At 53.2% G+C, this 19,896-nt stretch carries 15 protein-coding genes, 2 tRNA genes and 4 other RNA genes; 11 read left to right on the forward strand and 10 right to left on the reverse strand.

What is annotated here, in order from left to right:
* Positions 1-44: 44 nt before the first annotated feature.
* The 3 genes from galU to rssA form a co-directional block, all read right to left on the reverse strand.
* A complete protein-coding gene (galU, locus tag L2097_RS07775; protein WP_047370522.1) occupies positions 45-956 on the reverse strand; it encodes a UTP--glucose-1-phosphate uridylyltransferase GalU in 912 nt (303 codons plus the stop codon).
* 197 nt (positions 957-1,153) lie between these two features.
* On the reverse strand, positions 1,154-2,167 hold the full coding sequence (gene rssB, locus L2097_RS07780) for a two-component system response regulator RssB (RefSeq protein WP_047370523.1): 1,014 nt from the start codon (positions 2,165-2,167) through the stop codon (positions 1,154-1,156).
* 92 nt (positions 2,168-2,259) lie between these two features.
* Positions 2,260-3,171 carry a patatin-like phospholipase RssA gene (rssA, locus tag L2097_RS07785; RefSeq protein ID WP_047370524.1) on the reverse strand — a complete coding sequence of 304 codons (912 nt, stop codon included), beginning with the start codon at positions 3,169-3,171 and terminating at the stop codon, positions 2,260-2,262.
* A 111-nt stretch (positions 3,172-3,282) separates the two neighbouring features.
* On the opposite strand from rssA, the gene L2097_RS07790 reads away from it, so the two are divergent.
* From L2097_RS07790 to L2097_RS07825, 8 genes are all read left to right on the forward strand, one after another.
* Positions 3,283-3,753, forward strand: a complete 471-nt coding sequence (locus L2097_RS07790) for a YchJ family protein (RefSeq protein ID WP_085006973.1) — start codon at positions 3,283-3,285, stop codon at positions 3,751-3,753.
* A gap of 36 nt (positions 3,754-3,789) precedes the next feature.
* Positions 3,790-4,632, forward strand: a complete 843-nt coding sequence (gene purU / locus L2097_RS07795) for a formyltetrahydrofolate deformylase (RefSeq protein ID WP_047370526.1) — start codon at positions 3,790-3,792, stop codon at positions 4,630-4,632.
* Between the two features lie 158 nt (positions 4,633-4,790).
* Positions 4,791-4,875 (forward strand) — tRNA-Tyr (locus L2097_RS07800).
* 43 nt (positions 4,876-4,918) lie between these two features.
* Positions 4,919-5,050, forward strand: a non-coding RNA gene (locus L2097_RS07805) — RtT sRNA.
* Between the two features lie 36 nt (positions 5,051-5,086).
* Positions 5,087-5,171 (forward strand) — tRNA-Tyr (locus L2097_RS07810).
* A 44-nt stretch (positions 5,172-5,215) separates the two neighbouring features.
* Positions 5,216-5,346: non-coding RNA, RtT sRNA (locus L2097_RS07815), on the forward strand.
* Between the two features lie 44 nt (positions 5,347-5,390).
* A non-coding RNA gene (locus tag L2097_RS07820) (RtT sRNA) lies at positions 5,391-5,521 on the forward strand.
* A gap of 44 nt (positions 5,522-5,565) precedes the next feature.
* Positions 5,566-5,694: non-coding RNA, RtT sRNA (locus tag L2097_RS07825), on the forward strand.
* A 63-nt stretch (positions 5,695-5,757) separates the two neighbouring features.
* Here the strand turns inward: L2097_RS07825 and L2097_RS07830 are convergent.
* Complete coding sequence (locus tag L2097_RS07830) at positions 5,758-6,201, reverse strand: Lrp/AsnC family transcriptional regulator (RefSeq protein ID WP_047370527.1); 444 nt, start codon at positions 6,199-6,201, stop codon at positions 5,758-5,760.
* Positions 6,202-6,309: 108 nt separating this feature from the next.
* Between L2097_RS07830 and L2097_RS07835 the strand changes: the two genes are divergently transcribed.
* Positions 6,310-7,206 carry a DMT family transporter gene (locus tag L2097_RS07835; RefSeq protein ID WP_250352534.1) on the forward strand — a complete coding sequence of 299 codons (897 nt, stop codon included), beginning with the start codon at positions 6,310-6,312 and terminating at the stop codon, positions 7,204-7,206.
* Here L2097_RS07835 and narI read toward each other — a convergent pair.
* The 5 genes from narI to L2097_RS07860 all read right to left on the reverse strand — a co-directional run bounded on the left by narI (position 7,203) and on the right by L2097_RS07860 (position 15,652).
* Positions 7,203-7,880: a respiratory nitrate reductase subunit gamma gene (gene narI / locus L2097_RS07840; protein ID WP_085006975.1), complete on the reverse strand. Its 678-nt coding sequence runs from the start codon at positions 7,878-7,880 to the stop codon at positions 7,203-7,205. The two genes, L2097_RS07835 and narI, sit on opposite strands and share 4 nt — an antisense overlap.
* Positions 7,880-8,590, reverse strand: a complete 711-nt coding sequence (narJ, locus tag L2097_RS07845) for a nitrate reductase molybdenum cofactor assembly chaperone (protein ID WP_085006976.1) — start codon at positions 8,588-8,590, stop codon at positions 7,880-7,882. The genes narI and narJ overlap by 1 nt, the downstream gene beginning before the upstream one ends.
* Positions 8,587-10,125, reverse strand: a complete 1,539-nt coding sequence (gene narH, locus L2097_RS07850; RefSeq protein WP_250352535.1) for a nitrate reductase subunit beta — start codon at positions 10,123-10,125, stop codon at positions 8,587-8,589. Before narH ends, narJ begins: the two co-directional genes overlap by 4 nt.
* A complete protein-coding gene (locus L2097_RS07855; protein WP_250352536.1) occupies positions 10,122-13,865 on the reverse strand; it encodes a nitrate reductase subunit alpha in 3,744 nt (1,247 codons plus the stop codon). Before L2097_RS07855 ends, narH begins: the two co-directional genes overlap by 4 nt.
* A 392-nt stretch (positions 13,866-14,257) precedes the next feature.
* Positions 14,258-15,652: a NarK family nitrate/nitrite MFS transporter gene (locus L2097_RS07860; RefSeq protein ID WP_250352537.1), complete on the reverse strand. Its 1,395-nt coding sequence runs from the start codon at positions 15,650-15,652 to the stop codon at positions 14,258-14,260.
* A 306-nt stretch (positions 15,653-15,958) separates the two neighbouring features.
* Here L2097_RS07860 and narX point away from each other — a divergent pair, with 306 nt between their 5' ends.
* Both narX and narL read left to right on the forward strand, forming a co-directional pair.
* Entirely contained in the window at positions 15,959-17,758 is a 1,800-nt protein-coding gene (narX, locus tag L2097_RS07865) for a nitrate/nitrite two-component system sensor histidine kinase NarX (protein WP_250352538.1), read from the forward strand.
* Complete coding sequence (gene narL / locus L2097_RS07870) at positions 17,751-18,401, forward strand: two-component system response regulator NarL (RefSeq protein WP_039079179.1); 651 nt, start codon at positions 17,751-17,753, stop codon at positions 18,399-18,401. Before narX ends, narL begins: the two co-directional genes overlap by 8 nt.
* On the opposite strand, the gene L2097_RS07875 is transcribed toward narL, so the two are convergent.
* On the reverse strand, positions 18,398-19,819 hold the full coding sequence (locus L2097_RS07875; RefSeq protein WP_284453920.1) for a YchO/YchP family invasin: 1,422 nt from the start codon (positions 19,817-19,819) through the stop codon (positions 18,398-18,400). The genes narL and L2097_RS07875 overlap by 4 nt on opposite strands.
* Positions 19,820-19,896 lie beyond the last annotated feature (77 nt).

Below are 19,896 nucleotides of genomic sequence, written 5' to 3' on the forward strand. Positions count from 1 at the left end.
GTGATAAGCATCAATCCGGCTTTATTCCTTACGACTAAAGCAGGTTATGCTTTAGCGACACCGATAACATCTTCGAGCCAGGCTTTAAATTCTTTGCCAAGTACGTTATGGCGAATACCATATTCTACGAAAGCCTGCATATAACCCAGCTTATTACCGCAATCATGGCTTTTGCCTTTCATATGGTAAGCTTCGACGGTTTCTTTCTCGATAAGCATATCGATAGCGTCGGTCAACTGGATCTCGTCACCGGCTCCCGGAGGCGTTTTAGCCAGCAGCGGCCAAATCTCTTCGCTGAGGACGTAACGGCCTACAACGGCCAGATTAGACGGCGCGACGTTCGCTTTCGGTTTTTCTACCACGCCGACCATCGGTACACTGTCACCCGGTTTGAGTTCTGCGCCTTTACAGTCAACAACACCGTATGCAGTGACATCTGCAACAGGCTCAACCATAATCTGGCTGGCACCGGTTTCATCGAAACGCTTGATCATTTCAGCCAGGTTATCCTGCGAAAGATCGGACTCGAATTCATCCAGAATGACATCCGGCAGAATCACCGCAACTGGCTCATTACCTACAACCGGATGCGCGCACAGCACCGCGTGTCCAAGCCCTTTAGCCAGGCCCTGACGGACCTGCATAATGGTGACATGCGGCGGGCAAATAGCCTGCACTTCTTCCAGCAGTTGGCGTTTCACGCGTTTTTCCAGCATTGCTTCAAGTTCAAAGCTGGTATCGAAGTGGTTTTCGATCGAATTTTTCGACGAATGCGTAACCAGAACAATTTCGGTAATACCCGCAGCGATACACTCATTCACGACATACTGAATTAATGGCTTATCAACCAACGGTAACATTTCTTTAGGAATAGCCTTTGTCGCCGGCAGCATCCTGGTTCCCAATCCCGCAACCGGGATAACTGCTTTAGTCACTCTCGAATTTATGGCAGCCATTGAAAATCTCCTGGTCTGTTCACGCTTTGAGCATGTTCATGAATTAATTCGCATCTGAGTATATCAGTACCATCGTAATGAGCTGGTCTGAAAAGGACGCTATAACGTTTAATTAGGATTAATACGCAAAACTGTGGCGATAGTACCACTCGCTTTAAAAAGGAGGTAAAGCTATCTGCGGAATACGTTGCGATTGCTCATTCCGCAGACAACATTAAACGCAGACGGCCACCAGCTCCCCACACCTGACATTGCCAGGCGTCGCACCGTTGGCTCAATTGGTTCAGATAAGTATTTCCTAATGTGCCCAGCGGTACACCGTTACTGATTTGAATTTGGTGTTCACCGGTATTTAATGTCGCGTTAAGGCCTGCCGACACTAAAATAAGGTTCTTTAATTCGCTGTGATAATACCCAACCAGCAGAGGAAACTGTCCTGGCAAATTTGCCTGACGCAGTAACTGATTTACCTGCTTGAGCAAACTGCCCATCTCGGGAAGTTTTTGGTGTTGATGTGACAACTGTTCCTGAAGTAAGCCGTTGAACAGCGCCCGCAGTAATAATGCCGCCAGAACGCCATTATTCCCTGCCCGTGTCACATCAAGGCAATAAAAGGCCAGATCGCGCGATGATATTGGCGCGATATCAAGTACCAGGCCTGGCTGATCGGCCGAAACCAACTGGCGGTAATTAACCCGGCAGCCCGACATCTTCTGCTGAACCGGTGGCTGTAATTCTTGTAAAAGTTTGGCAGCCGCCTGCGGGTTTTCTACCAGCGCATCCCAATCCTGAAACAAACGCTCTTCTTCTTCGACACGCGAATTAAACATATTGGGATAGAGACAGGCAAACACGGTCTCTTTGAGACGATTAAGATCTTTAACTGGCTTAAGTAAAACGTCCTGCACGCCTAAACGCAGCGCTTTCGCAATATCTGCCATGTTATCGGTCGCAGAAATGACGAGCACCGGCATTTGATCGCCTTTATTGCGCAAATGTTCGACAAGTTTAAGGCCATTCATTCTCGGCATGGCAATATCGCAAATCATGAGATCCGGCGAGGCATTTTCCAGCTGTTCGAGCGCTGAGACACCATCATCCGCGACCAGTGTTTCCGCTCCCAGAGAGGAGAGCCAGGAATCCAGCAGCGAGCGGAAGACGGGTTCGTCTTCAACGATCAATATCTGTTTTCCTGCTAACGGCTGCGTCATCTTATCTCCCCTGCCCGACGATAATTAAATAGTGGCATGATCTATCAATAATCGCCTGTCAGAATTTGCTGAACTCGAATAAAAAAACATACTTAGTCTATTGTCCTTACCAACGGTAGTAGTTCATCTATTTTCTTCTCAACAGCAAGTTGCCCCGCCGCGATTGCCGCCTCTGCCCGATGGAAATCAAGTGTCGAAATTTGCGGACACATTGGCTGTATTAAAATATCGGGGGGATCGCCAGCCATTCGGTTTCGCTTAAGCCGATTCTCAAGCACCTGAATGGATGTGGTCATGATTTCCATTGCCGTTGGTGCAACAACAGTGCGACGGGCCGTCATTTTACTCAGTCTGTCCCGTAGGCGTTCATGCCAGCGCAAGTCGTCACTCTCCACCTCTTCTTGCGCATCTTCCATTAATGTTGTCGACACTAAATCCTGTTGCATCAAATGCGCATCATGTTGCAGGTCAACCGCAATAACGATATCTGCTCCCAGTGCGCGCGTCAGGGAAACAGGAACCGGATTCACCACTGCGCCATCAACCAGCCAATAACCATTATGGGCAACGGGTGACATCAGACCGGGCATACTGCACGAGGCACGCACCGCGAGATGAAGATCGCCCTCGGTAAACCATAGCTCTCGCCCGGTACTGAGGTTGGTTGCTACCGCACCGAATTTCAACTGACAATCAGTGAAAAGCGCATCTGGCAGGACCTGTCGATAGTGGTTAAAAACGCGTTCGCCGCGTAATAATCCACCGCGACGCCACGATGGGTCCATCAGCTTGAGGACGTCCCAGTAACTGAAAGAGCGCACCCACGCTTCCAGTTCAGGGAGTTTGTTGCAGGCATAGGCGGCACCCACAAGGGAACCAATAGAGCACCCCGCCACAACGTCAATCTTGATCCCTGCATGTTGCAATGCCTTTATCACACCGATGTGTGACCAGCCTCTGGCGGCGCCTGATCCCAGCGCCAACCCAATTTTAACCGTTCTCATTACCTGGATTTTTGTCCCCCGGAACGACTGGCGTAGCCACAACGCTACAGCTCAGTTAACATAACGCTACTCTGGCTTATAGTGCCGTTATTTTTGTACAGGAAGCCGATTTTGTCTCAACTCTGTCCCTGTGGTAGCGCAGTCGAGTATAGCCTATGTTGTCAGCCTTATCTGTCTGGCGCACAGGTTGCGCCAGATCCATCACATCTTATGCGCTCCCGTTACAGCGCGTTTGTGATGAAAGATGCCAACTATTTAGTTAGCACCTGGCATCCGGATTGTCATGCCGCCACCTTTCGTCCGGAAATTGAAGCCGGCTTCGACCGTACCCAATGGCTGGGTTTGACGGTGTTCGAGCATGCCAGCGGAAAAAACGACACAGAAGGTTACGTCAGTTTTATTGCCCGTTTCAATGAGGATGGCAAAGCGGGAGCAATTATTGAACGTTCCAGATTCTTAAAGGAGAACGGCCGGTGGTATTATATTGACGGCACACGTCCGCAATTTGGCCGTAACGATCCGTGTCCGTGCGGGTCTGGCAAGAAATTCAAAAAGTGCTGCGGGCAATACGCCCAGCGATAATTCATAGCAAACACCATCAACAGGATTTACCCGGCAATGCATTCATTACAACGTAAAGTATTACGCACCATTTGCCCTGACCAAAAAGGTCTCATCGCGCGGATTACTAACATTTGTTACAAACACGAACTTAATATCGTGCAAAACAACGAGTTTGTTGATCACCGCACCGGTCGCTTTTTCATGCGTACTGAGCTGGAAGGTATTTTTAACGACTCAACACTGCTGGCCGACCTGGACAGCGCGCTGCCAGAAGGCTCTGTTCGTGAACTGAACCCTGCAGGGCAGCGTCGCGTGGTCATTCTGGTGACGAAAGAGGCGCATTGTCTTGGCGACTTATTAATGAAAGCCAATTACGGCGGGCTGGATATTGAGATTGCGGCAGTCATCGGCAACCATGAGACGCTGCGTTCCCTGGTAGAACGTTTTGATATTCCGTTTGAACTGGTCAGCCATGAAGGACTCACCCGTGAAGAGCACGATGATCTGATGGCGCAAGCCATTGAAGCGCATCAACCGGATTATGTGGTTTTAGCGAAGTATATGCGCGTACTGACGCCGGGCTTTGTCTCCCGTTTTCCGAATAAGATTATCAACATCCACCATTCATTCCTGCCGGCATTTATCGGCGCGCGCCCTTACCACCAGGCCTATGAGCGCGGGGTAAAAATCATCGGCGCGACGGCACATTACGTAAACGATAATCTGGACGAAGGACCGATTATCATGCAGGACGTGATTCACGTGGATCACACTTACACTGCCGAGGACATGATGCGTGCAGGTCGCGATGTTGAAAAGAATGTCTTAAGCCGCGCGCTATATCAGGTACTGGCGCAACGTGTCTTCGTTTACGGTAACAGAACGATTATTCTTTAATCGCTAACGAAATGAATTGATTAGCTTTAATTCGTTACGGATGAAAAGTACACAAACGGTTCAGTTTCGTTGAAGGAAAGCTTTACAGCGGCGCGTCATTTGATATGATGCGCCCCGCTTCCCGAAACGGAGGCAGGCCAGTATAAGCATTACCCCGTGGTGGGGTTCCCGAGCGGCCAAAGGGAGCAGACTGTAAATCTGCCGTCATCGACTTCGAAGGTTCGAATCCTTCCCCCACCACCATTATTCACTACTGCAATGTAGTAATTCCGATGAGCGTTCGCGAAGTTTGCACTTGTCGGGAAGGGTAAGAACCTTCGATTAAGGTTCGCGTCGAGCGAAAGCGAGACAACGTTGCCGCAGGCAACGGCCCGAAGGGTGAGGCGCGAAGCGACGAATAATCCTTCCCCCACCACCATTCTTAAAGCAGCACCCAATAATATGAATTACCCCTGGTGGGGTTCCCGAGCGGCCAAAGGGAGCAGACTGTAAATCTGCCGTCATCGACTTCGAAGGTTCGAATCCTTCCCCCACCACCATCCCTTCATAAAGCAACACACCCAATCCATCTGTAATGCCCTATTACCCTGCCCATGCGGGAAGGATGAGAAGCTTCGACAAAGGTTCGATTCGAGCGTAGCGAGAAAGCGTTGCCGCAGGCAACGACCCGAAGGGCGAAGCGCGCAGCGCTGAGTAATCCTTCCCCCACCACCATCACTTCATAAAGCAACACACCCAATCCATCTGCAATGCCCTATTATCCTGCCCACGCGGGAAGGATGAGAAGCTTCGACCAAGGTTCGATTCGAGCGTAGCGAGAAAGCGTTGCCGCAGGCAACGACCCGAAGGGCGAGGAGTTACGCGACGAGTAATCCTTCCCCCACCACCATCACTTCATAAAGCAACGCACCCAATCCATCTGCAATGCCCTATTATCCTTGCCCAGCGGGAAGGATGAGAAGCTTCGATTAAGGTTCGATTCGAGCATAGCGAGAAAGCGTTGCCGCAGGCAACGACCCGAAGGGCGAGGAGCAGCACCAACTAACATTTGCCTGATGCTCTTCGCTTATCAGGGCTACCCGACCGTACGTCGAATAAACGCAGCGCATCGGGCTTTCAAAATCATTACACGGGCGGCAAGCGGCGTTTGACCGGCGAGCTTTTCACAATTGAAGTATTGCACTGGGCGTATTCCGCTAAGCCATCAAGTAACGTGTCCAGTTGCTCGATAGTACGCACCACCAGCCGGATAACAAAACAATCCTCTCCGGTGACCTTATCGCTCTCAATGCACTCGGGCATCGCCTGAATATAGTTATCTACCTTCTGTAATAACCCCGGCAATGGGCGTACACGTACCAGCGCCTGCAGGGTATACCCTAACGCCATCAAATTAACCCGCGCGGCGTATCCTTCAACCACACCCTTTTCTTCAAGCCGTTTAAGCCTTTCCGCCGTACTGGGTGACGACAGTCCAACACGACCGCTCAAAACTTTCAGCGACATCCGCGCATCTTCCACCAGGCACGTCAGAATCAGCCGGTCGATCTCGTCGATAAGGTATTCCATTGTTTTCACCTAATTAATAAAAGCCAACCGCAGATTCCACCTTACAACATCTCTGTAAAAGTGGTCTGCCATTTTCGACAATAAGGATACTTATTGAGGAGGTGGTTTATGCGTAACAGACAAAAAGGCGTCTGGCAGATGAGCCTGGCAATGCTGATTTCCGGTTCGATTGGCGCGTTCGTTTTGCTCTCAGGATTACCGGTCACAGAAGTGGTTTTCTGGCGGTGCCTGATCGGCGCGCTCACCCTGTTTATCTTTATTCGGGTAAGTAAACAGCCCTTTAGTCCCTTGACGAAAATGACACTGGCATTGGCCATTGCGGGCGGTATTGCCCTTGTCGTCAACTGGTTATTGCTGTTCGCCGCCTATAGCCGTATTTCGATTGGCCTGTCGACAGTGGTCTACAATACGCAGCCGTTCATGCTGGTTTTAATGGGGATGGCGTTGGGCGAGCGGGTCAGTCTGGTCAAATGGGGTTGGCTTTTACTCGCCTTTGGCGGGGTGGTGATTCTGCTGTCCGGTGAGCTTACCTCCGGACATCCCGCCCAATGGTTTACGGGTATCGTGCTGGCCCTGAGTGCCGCTTTTTGCTATGCGCTGACCGCGATCATCACCCGCAAACTTACCGGGATCGCTCCGCAGCACATTGCCTTTATCCAGGTCTTAACCGGGGTCATTCTCCTGTTACCACTGGCCAGCATACCCACGTTTTCCGCTGACTTTCCGTGGCTGATTTTACTTACGCTTGGGATTGTCCACACCGGCGTAATGTACCAGTTGCTCTACAGCGCGATTCAGAAACTGCCGACGCCCATTACGGGTTCGCTCTCCTTTATATACCCGGTCGTCGCGATTGTGGTCGATAAACTCGTCTTTGACCATACGCTCAACGCCACTCAACTGGCGGGCGGTGTATTGATCCTGTTTGCCGCCGCAGGTAACAACCTGGGTTGGGGTGAAAAAAAACCCCGCGACGGCGGGGTTGAAATCAAATTGCGCAGCTAGCGGCGCGCGCGGACAATCTGATACTTGCGCGTCAGATATTCAACGGGCGCGCTCCAGATATGCACCAGCCGCGAGAATGGGAACAACACAAACAGTGTCATCCCCAGTACCAGATGCATACGATAGATGAATGCCACCCCATCAAGATGTGCAGAGGCTCCGCCGTGGAACGTCACCACGGCCTGCGCCCAGCCCACCAGTTTCATCATTTCGCTGCCATCCATATGTTGCGCGGAGAAGGGAATCGTCAGCAGCCCCAACGCACACTGCACCATCAGCAAGGCCATGATCAGAATATCGGCGGCCGTAGAGGTCGCACGAATACGTGGATTGAACAACCGACGTTTCAGCAGCATGATCCCGCCCACAAGGCACATCACGCCGCTCGCGCCGCCGCCAATCATCGCCATTTTTTGTTTCACTTCGATGGGCAGGAAGGATTCGTACATCCAGTGCGGTGTCAGCATCCCGAGGAAGTGCCCGGCGAAGATGCCGAGGATCCCCAGATGGAACAGGTTCGACCAAATCACCATCCCTTTGCGGTCCAGCATCTGACTGGAACCTGCCCGCCAGCTGTACTGGCCGTAGTCATAACGCAGCCAGCTTCCTACCAGAAACACCGTCCCGGCAATGTACGGGTACATATCAAAGAAGAACATATTCAGGAAGTGCATTATTGCTGTCCTCCGGTTGTGATATTCAGGTACTGCGGCGCAACAGCACCCGCAAAGCGACGTTGATGCGCGGTGATGTCAGATTCGCCACACCCCTGTTCGGCAAAGAATTTCACCTGCTCTTCTTCCCAGACGGCGTCCAGCGCCTGCGGGGTATCATCACGCGCTTCATCCGCGATTTTCTCGGCCACTTTTTGTTGATCGATAGCGGTATTCGCCAGGTCGATCAGCGGCGTAAACAGCATCGCGTAGTGACTTTCCCGCTGTTGCAGACGTGCGCTCAGCAGCGCCAGGATTGGCGCAATATCCTGCAATCCGCCCAACGCCTCTGCCGGTGGCAGTTGCGCCAGATATTCCAGATACAGCGGCAGGTGGTCCGGCAACTCACGGCTATCGAGTTCAAGGCCCTGCCGGGCATATTGCGCCAGCAGATCGACCATCGCCTGTCCACGGTCGCGGGACTCGCCGTGAACATGCTCGAACAGGAGCAATGAGGTGGCGCGCCCCCGATCAAACAGTTCGCTGTAGTTTGCCTGGGCGTCCAGCAGATCCTGTGAGGTCAACTGCTGCAGAAAATCGATAACGCCTTGCGACTGAGACGGCGTGAAGTGCGTTGACGATTGCAGCGCCTCCATCAACTCCTGCTGATGCTGCCACAGGGCAGCATCCGGGTATTCCAGCAGGCGGGAAATAACGACCAGCTCAATCATGGGTGCGGCTCCGTTTTCACTGAAACATCAATGGCATCGATGCGGCGGCTGTTGAACAGGTTGAATTTACTGTCCGAACCGTGGCAGCCATCACCAAAAGTAAAGCCACAACCGCTCTTCTCAGGAAACGCTTCACGCGCCAGTTCGCGATGGCTACTCGGGACCACAAAACGATCTTCGTAGTTGGCGATAGCCAGGTAACGATACATCTCCTGCGCCTGCGCCTCGGTCAGACCTACCTCTTCCAGCGCACGGGTATCGATTTTGCCGTCCACGGTTTCCGCACGTTTGAAGTGACGCATTGCCAGCATCCGTTTCAGGGCCAGCAGTACCGGCGCGGTATCGCCTGCGGTCAGCAGGTTTGCCAGGTACTGAACCGGGATGCGCAGACTGTCCACATCCGGCAGAATGCCATTGCTAACCAGTTCACCTGCGTCAGCCGCAGACTGAATCGGTGACAGCGGCGGCACGTACCAGACCATCGGCAGCGTGCGGTATTCCGGATGCAGCGGCAGCGCCAGTTTCCAGTCCATCGCCATTTTGTACACCGGCGACTGCTGGGCGGCGTCAATAACACTCAGTGGGATGCCATCTTTGATCGCCTGCTCAATTACTTTCGGATCGTTCGGGTTAAGGAACACATCCAGTTGGCGCTGATAAAGGTCTTTCTCGTTTTCTGTGCTTGCCGCCTGCTCAATGGCATCCGCGTCATACAGCAGCACGCCTAGGTAGCGGATACGACCCACACAAGTTTCAGAACAAACCGTCGGCTGACCGGCTTCGATACGCGGATAACAGAAAATGCACTTCTCGGATTTGCCGCTCTTCCAGTTGAAGTAGATTTTCTTGTACGGGCAGCCGGTGATGCACATACGCCAGCCACGGCATTTATCCTGATCGATCAGCACAATGCCGTCTTCTTCACGTTTGTAAATCGCACCGCTCGGACAGGTCGCCACACAGGCGGGGTTAAGGCAGTGTTCGCACAGGCGCGGCAGATACATCATGAACGTGTTTTCAAACTGGCCGTACATCGCCTTCTGCATATTCTCGAAGTTTTTATCTTTCGACAGCTTCTCGAACTCACCGCCCAGGTCATCTTCCCAGTTTGGCCCACGGGTGATTTTATCCATCCGTTGGCCGGTAATCAGCGAGCGCGGGCGGGCGATAGGCTGGTGTTTGCTATCAGCCGGTGCGGTATGCAGCGTCTGGTAGTCGTAATCAAACGGCTCATAATAATCGTCGATGCCCGGCAGATGCGGGTTGGCAAAGATTTTCCCCAGCAGCATCGGGCGGTTACCCATCCTCGGCTGCAGCTTGCCATTTACTTTACGGATCCAGCCGCCCTTCCATTTTTCCTGATCTTCCCAGTTATTCGGGAAACCGACGCCTGGCTTACTTTCTACGTTGTTAAACCATGCGTACTCCATCCCTTCGCGGCTGGTCCAGACATTTTTACAGGTGACGGAACAGGTATGACAGCCGATGCACTTATCGAGATTCAGCACCATGCCGACTTGTGACCGAATTTTCATTTTACGCTCTCCTGTACCTGGTCATTGCCTTCACCATCCAGCCAGTTAATGTTCTTCATCTTACGTACCACCACAAACTCATCGCGGTTGGAGCCAACCGTTCCGTAGTAGTTAAAGCCCCAGGACAGCTGTGCATAGCCGCCGATCATGTGGGTTGGCTTCGGCGTAATTCGGGTTACTGAGTTATGGATACCGCCGCGCTGACCAGTGATTTCTGACCCCGGAATATTCACGATGCGTTCCTGAGCGTGGTACATCATGGTCATCCCGGCCGGTACGCGCTGGCTGACCACAGCACGGGCGGTCAGCGCCCCGTTGCTGTTAAAGACTTCAATCCAGTCGTTGTCTTCAATACCCAGCTCTTTGGCATCCGTTTCACTCATCCAGACAATCGGACCGCCGCGGCCTAAGGTCAGCATCAACAGGTTGTCGCTGTAAGTGGAGTGAATTCCCCATTTCTGGTGCGGCGTCAGGAAGTTGAGCGCTTTTTCCGGGTTACCGTTGGACTTCTCGCCTATGACCTCTTTCACTGAACGGGTGTCAATGGGCGGACGATAGACCAGCAGACTTTCACCGAAATCACGCATCCACTGATGGTCCTGATACAGCTGCTGACGACCGGAAAGGGTGCGCCATGGAATGAGCTCATGAACGTTGGTATAACCCGCGTTATACGAAACATGCTCATCTTCAAGGCCAGACCAGGTCGGGCTGGAGATAATTTTCCGTGGCTGCGCCTGGATATCGCGGAAGCGGATTTTTTCCTCTTCCTTGTTTGTCGCCAGGTGCGTGTGATCGCGACCGGTAAATTCACTGAGCGCTGCCCAGGCTTTTACCGCCACGTGACCGTTGGTCTCCGGCGCCAGCGTCAGGATCATCTCTGCGGCATCAATCGCCGTGTTAAGCATCGGCTGACCTTTCGCCGGGCCGTCTGCTTTGGTGTAGTTGAGCTTACGCAGCAGGTCCATTTCGCTCTGGGTATTCCAGGCAATGCCTTTACCGCCGTTGCCGATTTTCTCCATCAACGGGCCGATAGACGTAAAGCGTTCGTAAGTCGCCGGATAATCACGTTCTACCGGAATCAGGTGCGGTGCAGTTTTACCCGGAATCAGGTCGCATTCGCCTTTTTTCCAGTCTTTCACGTCCAGCGGCTGTGCCAGTTCAGCGGCAGAGTCATGCAGAATTGGCAAGGTCACCAAATCGGTCTCTTTACCGAGATGGCCCACGCAGACTTCGGAGAATTTTTTGGCGATCGCTTTATAAATCTCCCAGTCGCTTTTTGACTCCCAGGCTGGATCAACGGCCGCAGACAGCGGATGAATAAACGGATGCATATCCGAGGTATTCATATCGTCTTTCTCATACCAGGTCGCCGTCGGCAGCACGATATCGGAATAGAGACAGGTACTGGACAAACGGAAGTCCAGGGTGACAACCAGATCCAGCTTGCCGTCAAGCCCGTTATCTTTCCATTCCACCTCTTCCGGCTTCACGCCGCCCTGCTTGCCGAGATCTTTGCCCTGAATACCGTTTTCCGTGCCCAGCAGGTATTTCAGCATGTACTCGTGGCCTTTACCGGAGGAGCCCAGCAGATTTGAACGCCAGATAAAGAGGTTACGCGGATGGTTTTTGCCGTTTTCCGGCTGCTCCGCCGCAAAATGCAGGGAGCCCTCTTTCAGGGATTTCACGGTGTAATCCACCGCCGACATACCTGCTTTTTTCGCCTCTTCGGCAATACGCAACGGGTTTGTGCCGAGTTGCGGTGCCGATGGCAACCACCCCATACGCTCGGCGCGGACGTTGAAATCGATAAGGCTACCGGTGTAGCGTGATTTATCCGCCAGCGGAGACAAAAACTCCTGCGCGGTAACAGTTTCATAACGCCACTGGCTGGAGTGGTTATAGAAGTAAGAGGTACTGTTCATGTGACGCGCCGGACGCTGCCAGTCAAGGGCAAACGCCAGCGGCTGCCAGCCGGTTTGCGGGCGCAATTTTTCCTGGCCAACGTAGTGTGCCCAGCCGCCGCCACTCTGACCAACACAGCCGCAGAAGATCAGCATGTTGATGATCCCGCGATAGTTCATATCGAGGTGATACCAGTGGTTCATCCCGGCGCCGATGATGATCATCGAGCGGCCATGTGTCTTATTGGCGTTATCAGCAAATTCACGGGCGGTGCGAATGATACTGGCACGGGGTACGCCGGTGATTTTTTCAGCCCAGGCCGGGGTATAAGCTTTGATATCGTTGTAGCTTGTGGCGGAGTTTTCATCATTCAGACCGCGCTCCAGGCCATAGTTCGCCAGAGTCAGGTCGTAAACCGTCGTCACCAGTACGCTGCTGCCATCGGCCAGTTGCAGACGTTTAACCGGCAGTTTATGCAGCAGAACGTTTTCCAGCTCAACCTTGCTAAAGTGTGCCGTGCTCTCGCCGCCAAAATAGGGGAAGCCAACGTCAGCAATCTCATCCTGATGCCCCAGCAAGCTCAGTTGCAGCTCTGTCTCAACGCCAGTAGTGCCGTCACGTTGTTCCAGGTTCCATTTGCCCTTCTCACCCCAGCGGAAACCGATCGAACCGTTCGGCGCCACCATTTCGCCGTTATCAGCGAACGCAACGGTTTTCCATTGCGGGTTATTCTCCTGTCCCAGCGCATCCACCAGATCCGAAGCACGCAGCATACGGCCTGCGGCGTAATATCCTTCACGCGGCTCAAGCATCACCAGCATGGGCATGTCGGTATAACGACGCACATAATCGGTAAAGTACTGGCTCGGATTATCCAGATGGAACTCGCGCAGCATCACGTGGCCCATCGCCAGCGCCATTGCCGCATCGGTGCCCTGCTTCGGCGCCAGCCACAGGTCGCACAGCTTGGCAATTTCAGCATAGTCCGGGGTTACCGCAACGGTCTTGGTGCCTTTGTAACGAACTTCGGTAAAAAAGTGGGCGTCCGGGGTGCGGGTCTGCGGTACGTTAGAACCCCAGGCGATGATATAACTGGAGTTATACCAGTCAGCAGACTCCGGTACGTCGGTCTGCTCACCCCAGGTCTGCGGCGAGGCTGGCGGCAGGTCACAGTACCAGTCGTAAAAGCTCAGGCAGGTACCGCCGATCAGCGATAGATAGCGCGCGCCGGACGCATAGGAGACCATCGACATCGCCGGAATCGGCGAGAAGCCCGCGACGCGGTCAGGGCCGTAGGTTTTCACGGTATAAACGTTGGACGCTGCAATCAGCTCATTCACTTCCTGCCAGGAGGAGCGAACAAAACCGCCACGTCCGCGCGCCTGTTTAAAGCTTTTGGCTTTCTCAGCATCTTCAATGATCGAGGCCCAGGCATTTACCGGGTCCGGGTGCTGCACTTTCGCTTCGCGCCACATTTTCATCAGGCGTTTGCGCATCAGCGGATACTTCAGACGGTTCGCACTGTAAAGGTACCAGGAGTAGCTGGCGCCGCGTGGGCAGCCGCGTGGCTCATGGTTAGGCATGTCCGGGCGAGTGCGTGGGTAGTCTGTCTGCTGGGTTTCCCAGGTGACGAGACCATTTTTGACGTAAATTTTCCAGCTGCAAGACCCGGTGCAGTTTACACCGTGAGTAGAACGCACGATCTTATCGTGCTGCCAGCGTTGGCGGTATCCATCCTCCCAGTCCCGGTTTGTTTCGAGAAGCTGGCCGTGCCCATCGGCAAAGGTTTCGCCCTTCTGTTTGAAGTAGCGAAATCGGTCCAGGAATTTACTCATCGGGTTTCTCCTGTATGGAGCCTGACGGCTCTCTGATAAATCGACATTGCGCAAATTAGGGGTTACAGCATGTGCGGCGAAAGTAACGCTCTGAAAGGCGGGAAGAATTGATGGCGATCAAGCTGCAACAGCTTCATAACGGGCGCGAAATTACTCTCTACCTCTAAAAGGGTAGAATATTTTCAACTTTAATTAACTGATAAATAAAGAAATTACCAAGCTGAAATAACGAAGAGCGGGAAAAATTACGCTAAGCAGGTATTAAGGAGTATATCCCCCCTAAAGACGAGGTTTTTCGCCATAGTAAGTAAACCCCTCTTAAAGTATGTTGTAACTAATGGAGTTCAAAAAAAAGCGCGGGCCAGGCCCGCGCAAGGATAATCAACATTTACTTAGTTTTTATTAGAATTCCGTCCGTAGATAGCCCAGGTGATCACCACACAGGCGATATAAAACACCAGGAACACTTTCATCGCGCCCGCCGGGGAGCCGGTGAGTGCCAGTGACGTACCGAAGGCTTTCGGAATAAAGAAGCCGCCAATAGCGCCAATCGCTGAAATAAAGCCCAGCGCTGCAGCCGTTTCGGTTGCCGCCTCACGCAATGCTGCGGTTTCACTGCCGCCAGCAGTTTTCACCCGTTCGAGCGTCATCTTACGGAAATTGACTGAGATCATCTGGAAGGTGGAACCACTGCCCAACCCGGCCGTCAGGAATAGCATCAGGAATACGCCAAAGAAGGCGATAAAGTTGCCACCTGTACCATTGGTTGGCAGCGTCAGGAACAGCAAGGCGCTAAAAATAGCCATCAGGATGAAGTTCACCAGCGTCACACGTGTCCCCCCCAGGCGATCCGACAGCGCCCCACCAGCAGAACGGGCGAGCGCGCCGATGAGTGGCCCAAAGAAGGCATAATGCATGATGACCACGTCCGGGAACTGGGTCTTTGACAACATAGCGAAACCGGCTGAAAAACCGATAAACGAACCAAAGGTTGCCAGATAGAGAAAGCTCATGATCCACATGTGCTTACGCTTTAACACCGGCAGTTGCGCTTTCAGCGACGCTTTCGAGGCGGTCAGTTCATTCATGCCAAACCAGGCGGCCAGGGTAAAGACCGCCAGCAACGGCACCCATACCCATGCGGCATTCGCCAGGAAAATCATGCTGCCATCCGGTTGGGCAACACCCGTTGCGCCAAATACGGCAAACATGGAAAACGAAATCGCCAGCGGTGCCAGAAGCTGCATCACGCTCACGCCCAGATTGCCGAAGCCGCCGTTAATCCCTAACGCGCTCCCCTGCTTCTCTTTTGGAAAGAAGAAGCTGATGTTCGCCATGCTGGAAGCAAAGTTCGCTCCCGCAAAACCACATAACAGCGCGATGATAATGAATGTACTGAAGGGGGTTGAGGTATCTTCAACCGCAAAGCCCAGCCAGACACAAGGAATGATCAGTATCCCGGTACTGAACGCTGTCCAGCGGCGGCCACCAAATACCGGGACCATAAAAGAGTACGGTACGCGCAGCAGTGCGCCCGAAACGGACGGCAAGGCAGTCAGCATAAAAAGTTGGTCAGTCGAAAATTGAAAACCGACTTTGTTCAGATTTACGGCAACAGCACTAAACAACATCCATACACAGAACGCCAGTAACAGACACGGGACCGAAATCCACAGGTTACGACTGGCGACGCCGTGGCCCTGGCGTTGCCAGAAAAGCGGATCGTCCGGACGCCAGTCGCTAATTACTCGGCCTGACGCTCTTTGGGGGGTAGAAGAGTGACTCATAGACACCTCTGGTTATTGATTTGACGAGGCCACATTAGTTTTTACAGCGCAAGGTAAGTTGATATAAATCAAAGGAAAAGTCTGCGTAATGACGAGCAAAAAACAACCATGCTCATTAGTGAGTAGATCCCTTTTCTTAAAAAAGTGTGGTTTTTCACCACCCTGTCGCATTGTGAAAAAGACCCACTCCTTTTATGGATACAGGCAACGATAAAGGGGTACTTCTTTGTAGGTATGGGTATACCTCAGGGTATGACGGACAATGTCGACCATTCTCTGTTTCTGCACGCCGGAGCCTTGCCCTCTATGCTTAAACGCCTCTTTACCCCGCTCTCCCTGGTTAACCAGGTCGCGTTGACAATGCTGCTGTCCACGGTTATCGGCGTGGCGGGCATGGCGGTTTCCGGCTGGCTGGTGCTTGGCGTTCAGGGCAGCGCCCACGCCATCAATAAAGCGGGTTCACTGCGCATGCAAAGTTATCGTCTGCTGGCAAGCGTGCCGCTGCGCCCGGCAGATGATGTCTTACTCAAAGAGATGGAGCAGACGGCATTCAGTGCTGAACTGGCCGATGTCGCCGAACGTGACGGACAGCAACAGCAGTTACAGGCGTTACAGCATTTCTGGCGCAACGACGTTGCTCCGGCCCTTAAGCAGGCTCAGGAACCTCAGGCTGTCAGCGATAAGATTGCTACTTATGTTAATCGGATTGATACACTGGTTACCGCCTTCGATCACAGCACTGAACAGCGCATGGCGCGCGTCGTGATTCTGCATCGGGTGATGGCCATCTTGTTGGGCTTACTGCTGCTCTTCACCGTCGTCTGGCTTCGTGCCCGCCTGCTCCAGCCCTGGGAACAACTACTGAAAATGGCCCAGGCGGTCAGTCAACGTAACTTTACCCGACGGGCGCAAATCAGCGGACGCAATGAGATGGCGACCCTTGGCACAGCGCTGAATAACATGTCGGAAGAGCTGGCGGAAAGTTACGCCGTCCTTGAACAGCGCGTTCAGGAAAAAACCGCCGGACTTGAACAAAAAAACCAGATTCTCTCTTTCCTGTGGCAGGCCAACCATCGTCTGCATTCGCGCATTCCCCTGTGCGAACGGTTGTCACCGGTACTTCACGGCCTGCAAAATCTGACGCTGCTGCATGATCTTGAACTGCGTGTTTACGATAAGGAAGATGAGAAAAACCATCAGGAGTTCACCTGCCATTCGGATATCACCTGTGATGATAGAGGGTGTCATTTATGTCCGCGCGGCATGCCTTCTGCTCCCGCTGGCGGCAGTTCAACCCTGAAATGGCGGCTGGCGGACAACCATACGCAATACGGTTTGCTGCTGGCGCAACTCCCCAACGGCAGGCATCTTAGCCATGATCAGCAACAGCTGGTCGATACCCTTGTTGAGCAGTTAACCGCGACTCTGGCGCTGGATCGTCACCAGGAGCATCTACAGCAGATGATGGTGATGGAAGAGCGTGCCACCATCGCCCGGGAGCTGCATGACTCCATCGCTCAGTCGCTCTCGTGTATGAAGATGCAGGTCAGTTGTTTGCAGATGCAGGGTGGCAGCCTGCCCGAGAGCAGCCAGCAATTGCTGGGGCAAATACGTACCGAACTTAATACTTCATGGGCACAGTTGCGCGAGCTGCTGACGACATTCCGCTTACAATTAACTGAGCCCGGACTGCGTCCGGCACTGGAATCGAGTTGTCAGGAATACAGCGCGCGCTTTGGTTTCCAGGTCAGGCTGGATTATCAACTCCCTGCGCGTCTCGTGCCTTCGCACCAGGCGATTCATTTATTGCAGATTGCCCGCGAAGCATTAAGCAATTCGCTAAAACATTCTGGCGCGACTGAGGTTATCGTCTCGGTCGTTCAACAGGAAAAACGAGTAATATTGCAGGTTCGTGATAACGGCTGCGGCGTGCCGGAAAACGCAGCGCGGACCAACCATTATGGCTTGATTATCATGCGCGACCGTGCGCAAAGCTTACGTGGCGATTGCCAGGTTCGACGGCGTGAGTCCGGCGGTACCGATGTGACCGTGACGTTTATTCCCGAAAATCTTCTCTCATCTGTACAAGGAGATAACTATGACTAACCAGGAACCGGCCACTATTTTGCTCATCGATGATCACCCGATGTTGCGTACCGGCGTCAAGCAACTTATCAGCATGTCGCCTGAAATCACCGTTGTCGGCGAAGCCAGTAATGGCGAACAGGGCATCGAGCTGGCAGAGGATCTGGACCCGGACCTGATTCTGTTAGATCTGAATATGCCAGGGATGAACGGCCTTGAAACGCTGGATAAGCTGCGTGAGAAAACGCTGTCTGGTCGCGTGGTGGTATTCAGCGTATCGAATCACGAAGAAGATGTTGTCACTGCCCTTAAACGCGGCGCCGATGGTTATCTGCTCAAAGATATGGAGCCAGAGGATTTACTCAAAGCCCTCCAGCAGGCTGCGGCGGGTGAGATGGTCCTGAGCGATGCATTAACCCCCGTGCTCGCTGCCAGCTTGCGCGCTAACCGTGCAACCTCAGACCGCGACATAAGCCAGTTAACGCCGCGCGAGCGCGACATTCTCAAGCTCATCGCGCAAGGTCTGCCCAATAAGATGATCGCCCGTCGTCTGGATATCACCGAAAGTACGGTTAAAGTGCACGTGAAACATATGCTGAAAAAAATGCGCCTTAAATCCCGCGTGGAAGCGGCGGTCTGGGTCCATCAGGAGCGCATTTTTTAATTTTCCGGCGCCATCAGGTCCCAGCGCGGTGCGACATCGGACGTGTCAACCAGCGGTGGCGTCAGTGTCAGCACAATCTCATTGGACGAGACGCGCTGACCCTTTTCATCTTCGGCAATCACCGACAGATGCCATTCGTGAGTCGCCCCTTCGCTGCTATCCCATTTCGGCATAATAATCGACCAGCCTTCCGTACTACTGGAACGCGCGGGAGGCGTGAGGCTAAGTTGCCGGGTATCCCCCTGCCAGTGTAATTCACGTATTCCATGCGTACTGCGAATATCCAGCTTCAGAGCCACCGTTTCGCCTGGCTGCAAATCCCAGGGCGGTGTGGCGAGAAAGACTGAAAGCGTCTTACGCTGGCGATATTCAAAGACCGGAAGCGTATCACGTACCGGATTATCATAACGGCTGCCACGCAAAGACGCCTCTTCGCCCAATTGACTGGCGGAAAGTTGTTTCCAGAGGGGAACGCCAAAACGATAATTCAGTTTTAAGCCTAAATCGTTCTGGCTTTCACCGTTTTCCCCCTGTTTATGGTGCGCCGACAGCGTTACCAGAGGGACAGGGGTGTAATCCAGCCCCACTTTTACCGCCAGGGGGTTACGATACCCGGTGCCGGAATCGAATAAATCCACGCTCTCGCCAAAGTATTGTTCCACACTGACGCTGGTATCAAGCTGCTGCCAGAAGGGTAAACGCGCCTGAGCGGTAATGTCATAGCCGCGTGCCATACGCTGCTCAAGCGTCGCCGAGCGATATGTCCAGTCGGAGAGAGGCTGATAGAAATTGGCGGAAAAACGCAGCGACTGCCCCCACACTTCCGCCCCCAGGCCGGTACGGGCAAGGTTTTCATCCAGCAGATTGTCATAGAAGGTGTTATACCCCAGCAGCCAGTCACCGGAAATCCAGCGCTGCCCGATACCTACGTTACCAACCAAACCGTCGTCCTGTTGTGTCAGGCCAAGCTGACTCCAGCTAAGGTAGCGGGAAGTATCCTGCAACGGGACAAACCAGTCACCATGGCTACCCGTGAAGCCCCCGTCGTCATCGACCTTGACATCTATCGTCGCTCTGCCCCAGGGCGACAACCAGGATTCCACCTGCTGGTTTACCTCATCGCTCACGACATCGCGCAACTGACCAAAGGCGAACTGGCGCGCCTGCGCCCCGGTATCCAGCCCATTATCAGTCATGCTGGCTTCGCCAAAGGCTTTAGCCATTTCAGCAAGGTGCTTTTCGCTATTGCCTTTGTCCGGAGTCATACCGAGATCGGGCAATGTATCGCCATCATTATCAAACGGATGTTGAGCCTGTTGAACATACCAGGACTGCGCAGAGGTCTGTAAATCACTGACAGCGCTTCCCGCCAGCGGCAAGAATAAGAGCAGTAATGGGGAAGAGGAAAACCATTGCATCACGTTTGTAGGGGGTCGCTCCGGGCCTGAAATGATCGCCAGTCGTTCAGGTTAGCGGCTTTGGCCGTCAATTTCAG

Origin of the sequence: Citrobacter sp. MNAZ 1397 (assembly GCF_023613995.1) — a bacterium.
Lineage (GTDB): Bacteria > Pseudomonadota > Gammaproteobacteria > Enterobacterales > Enterobacteriaceae > Phytobacter > Phytobacter ursingii.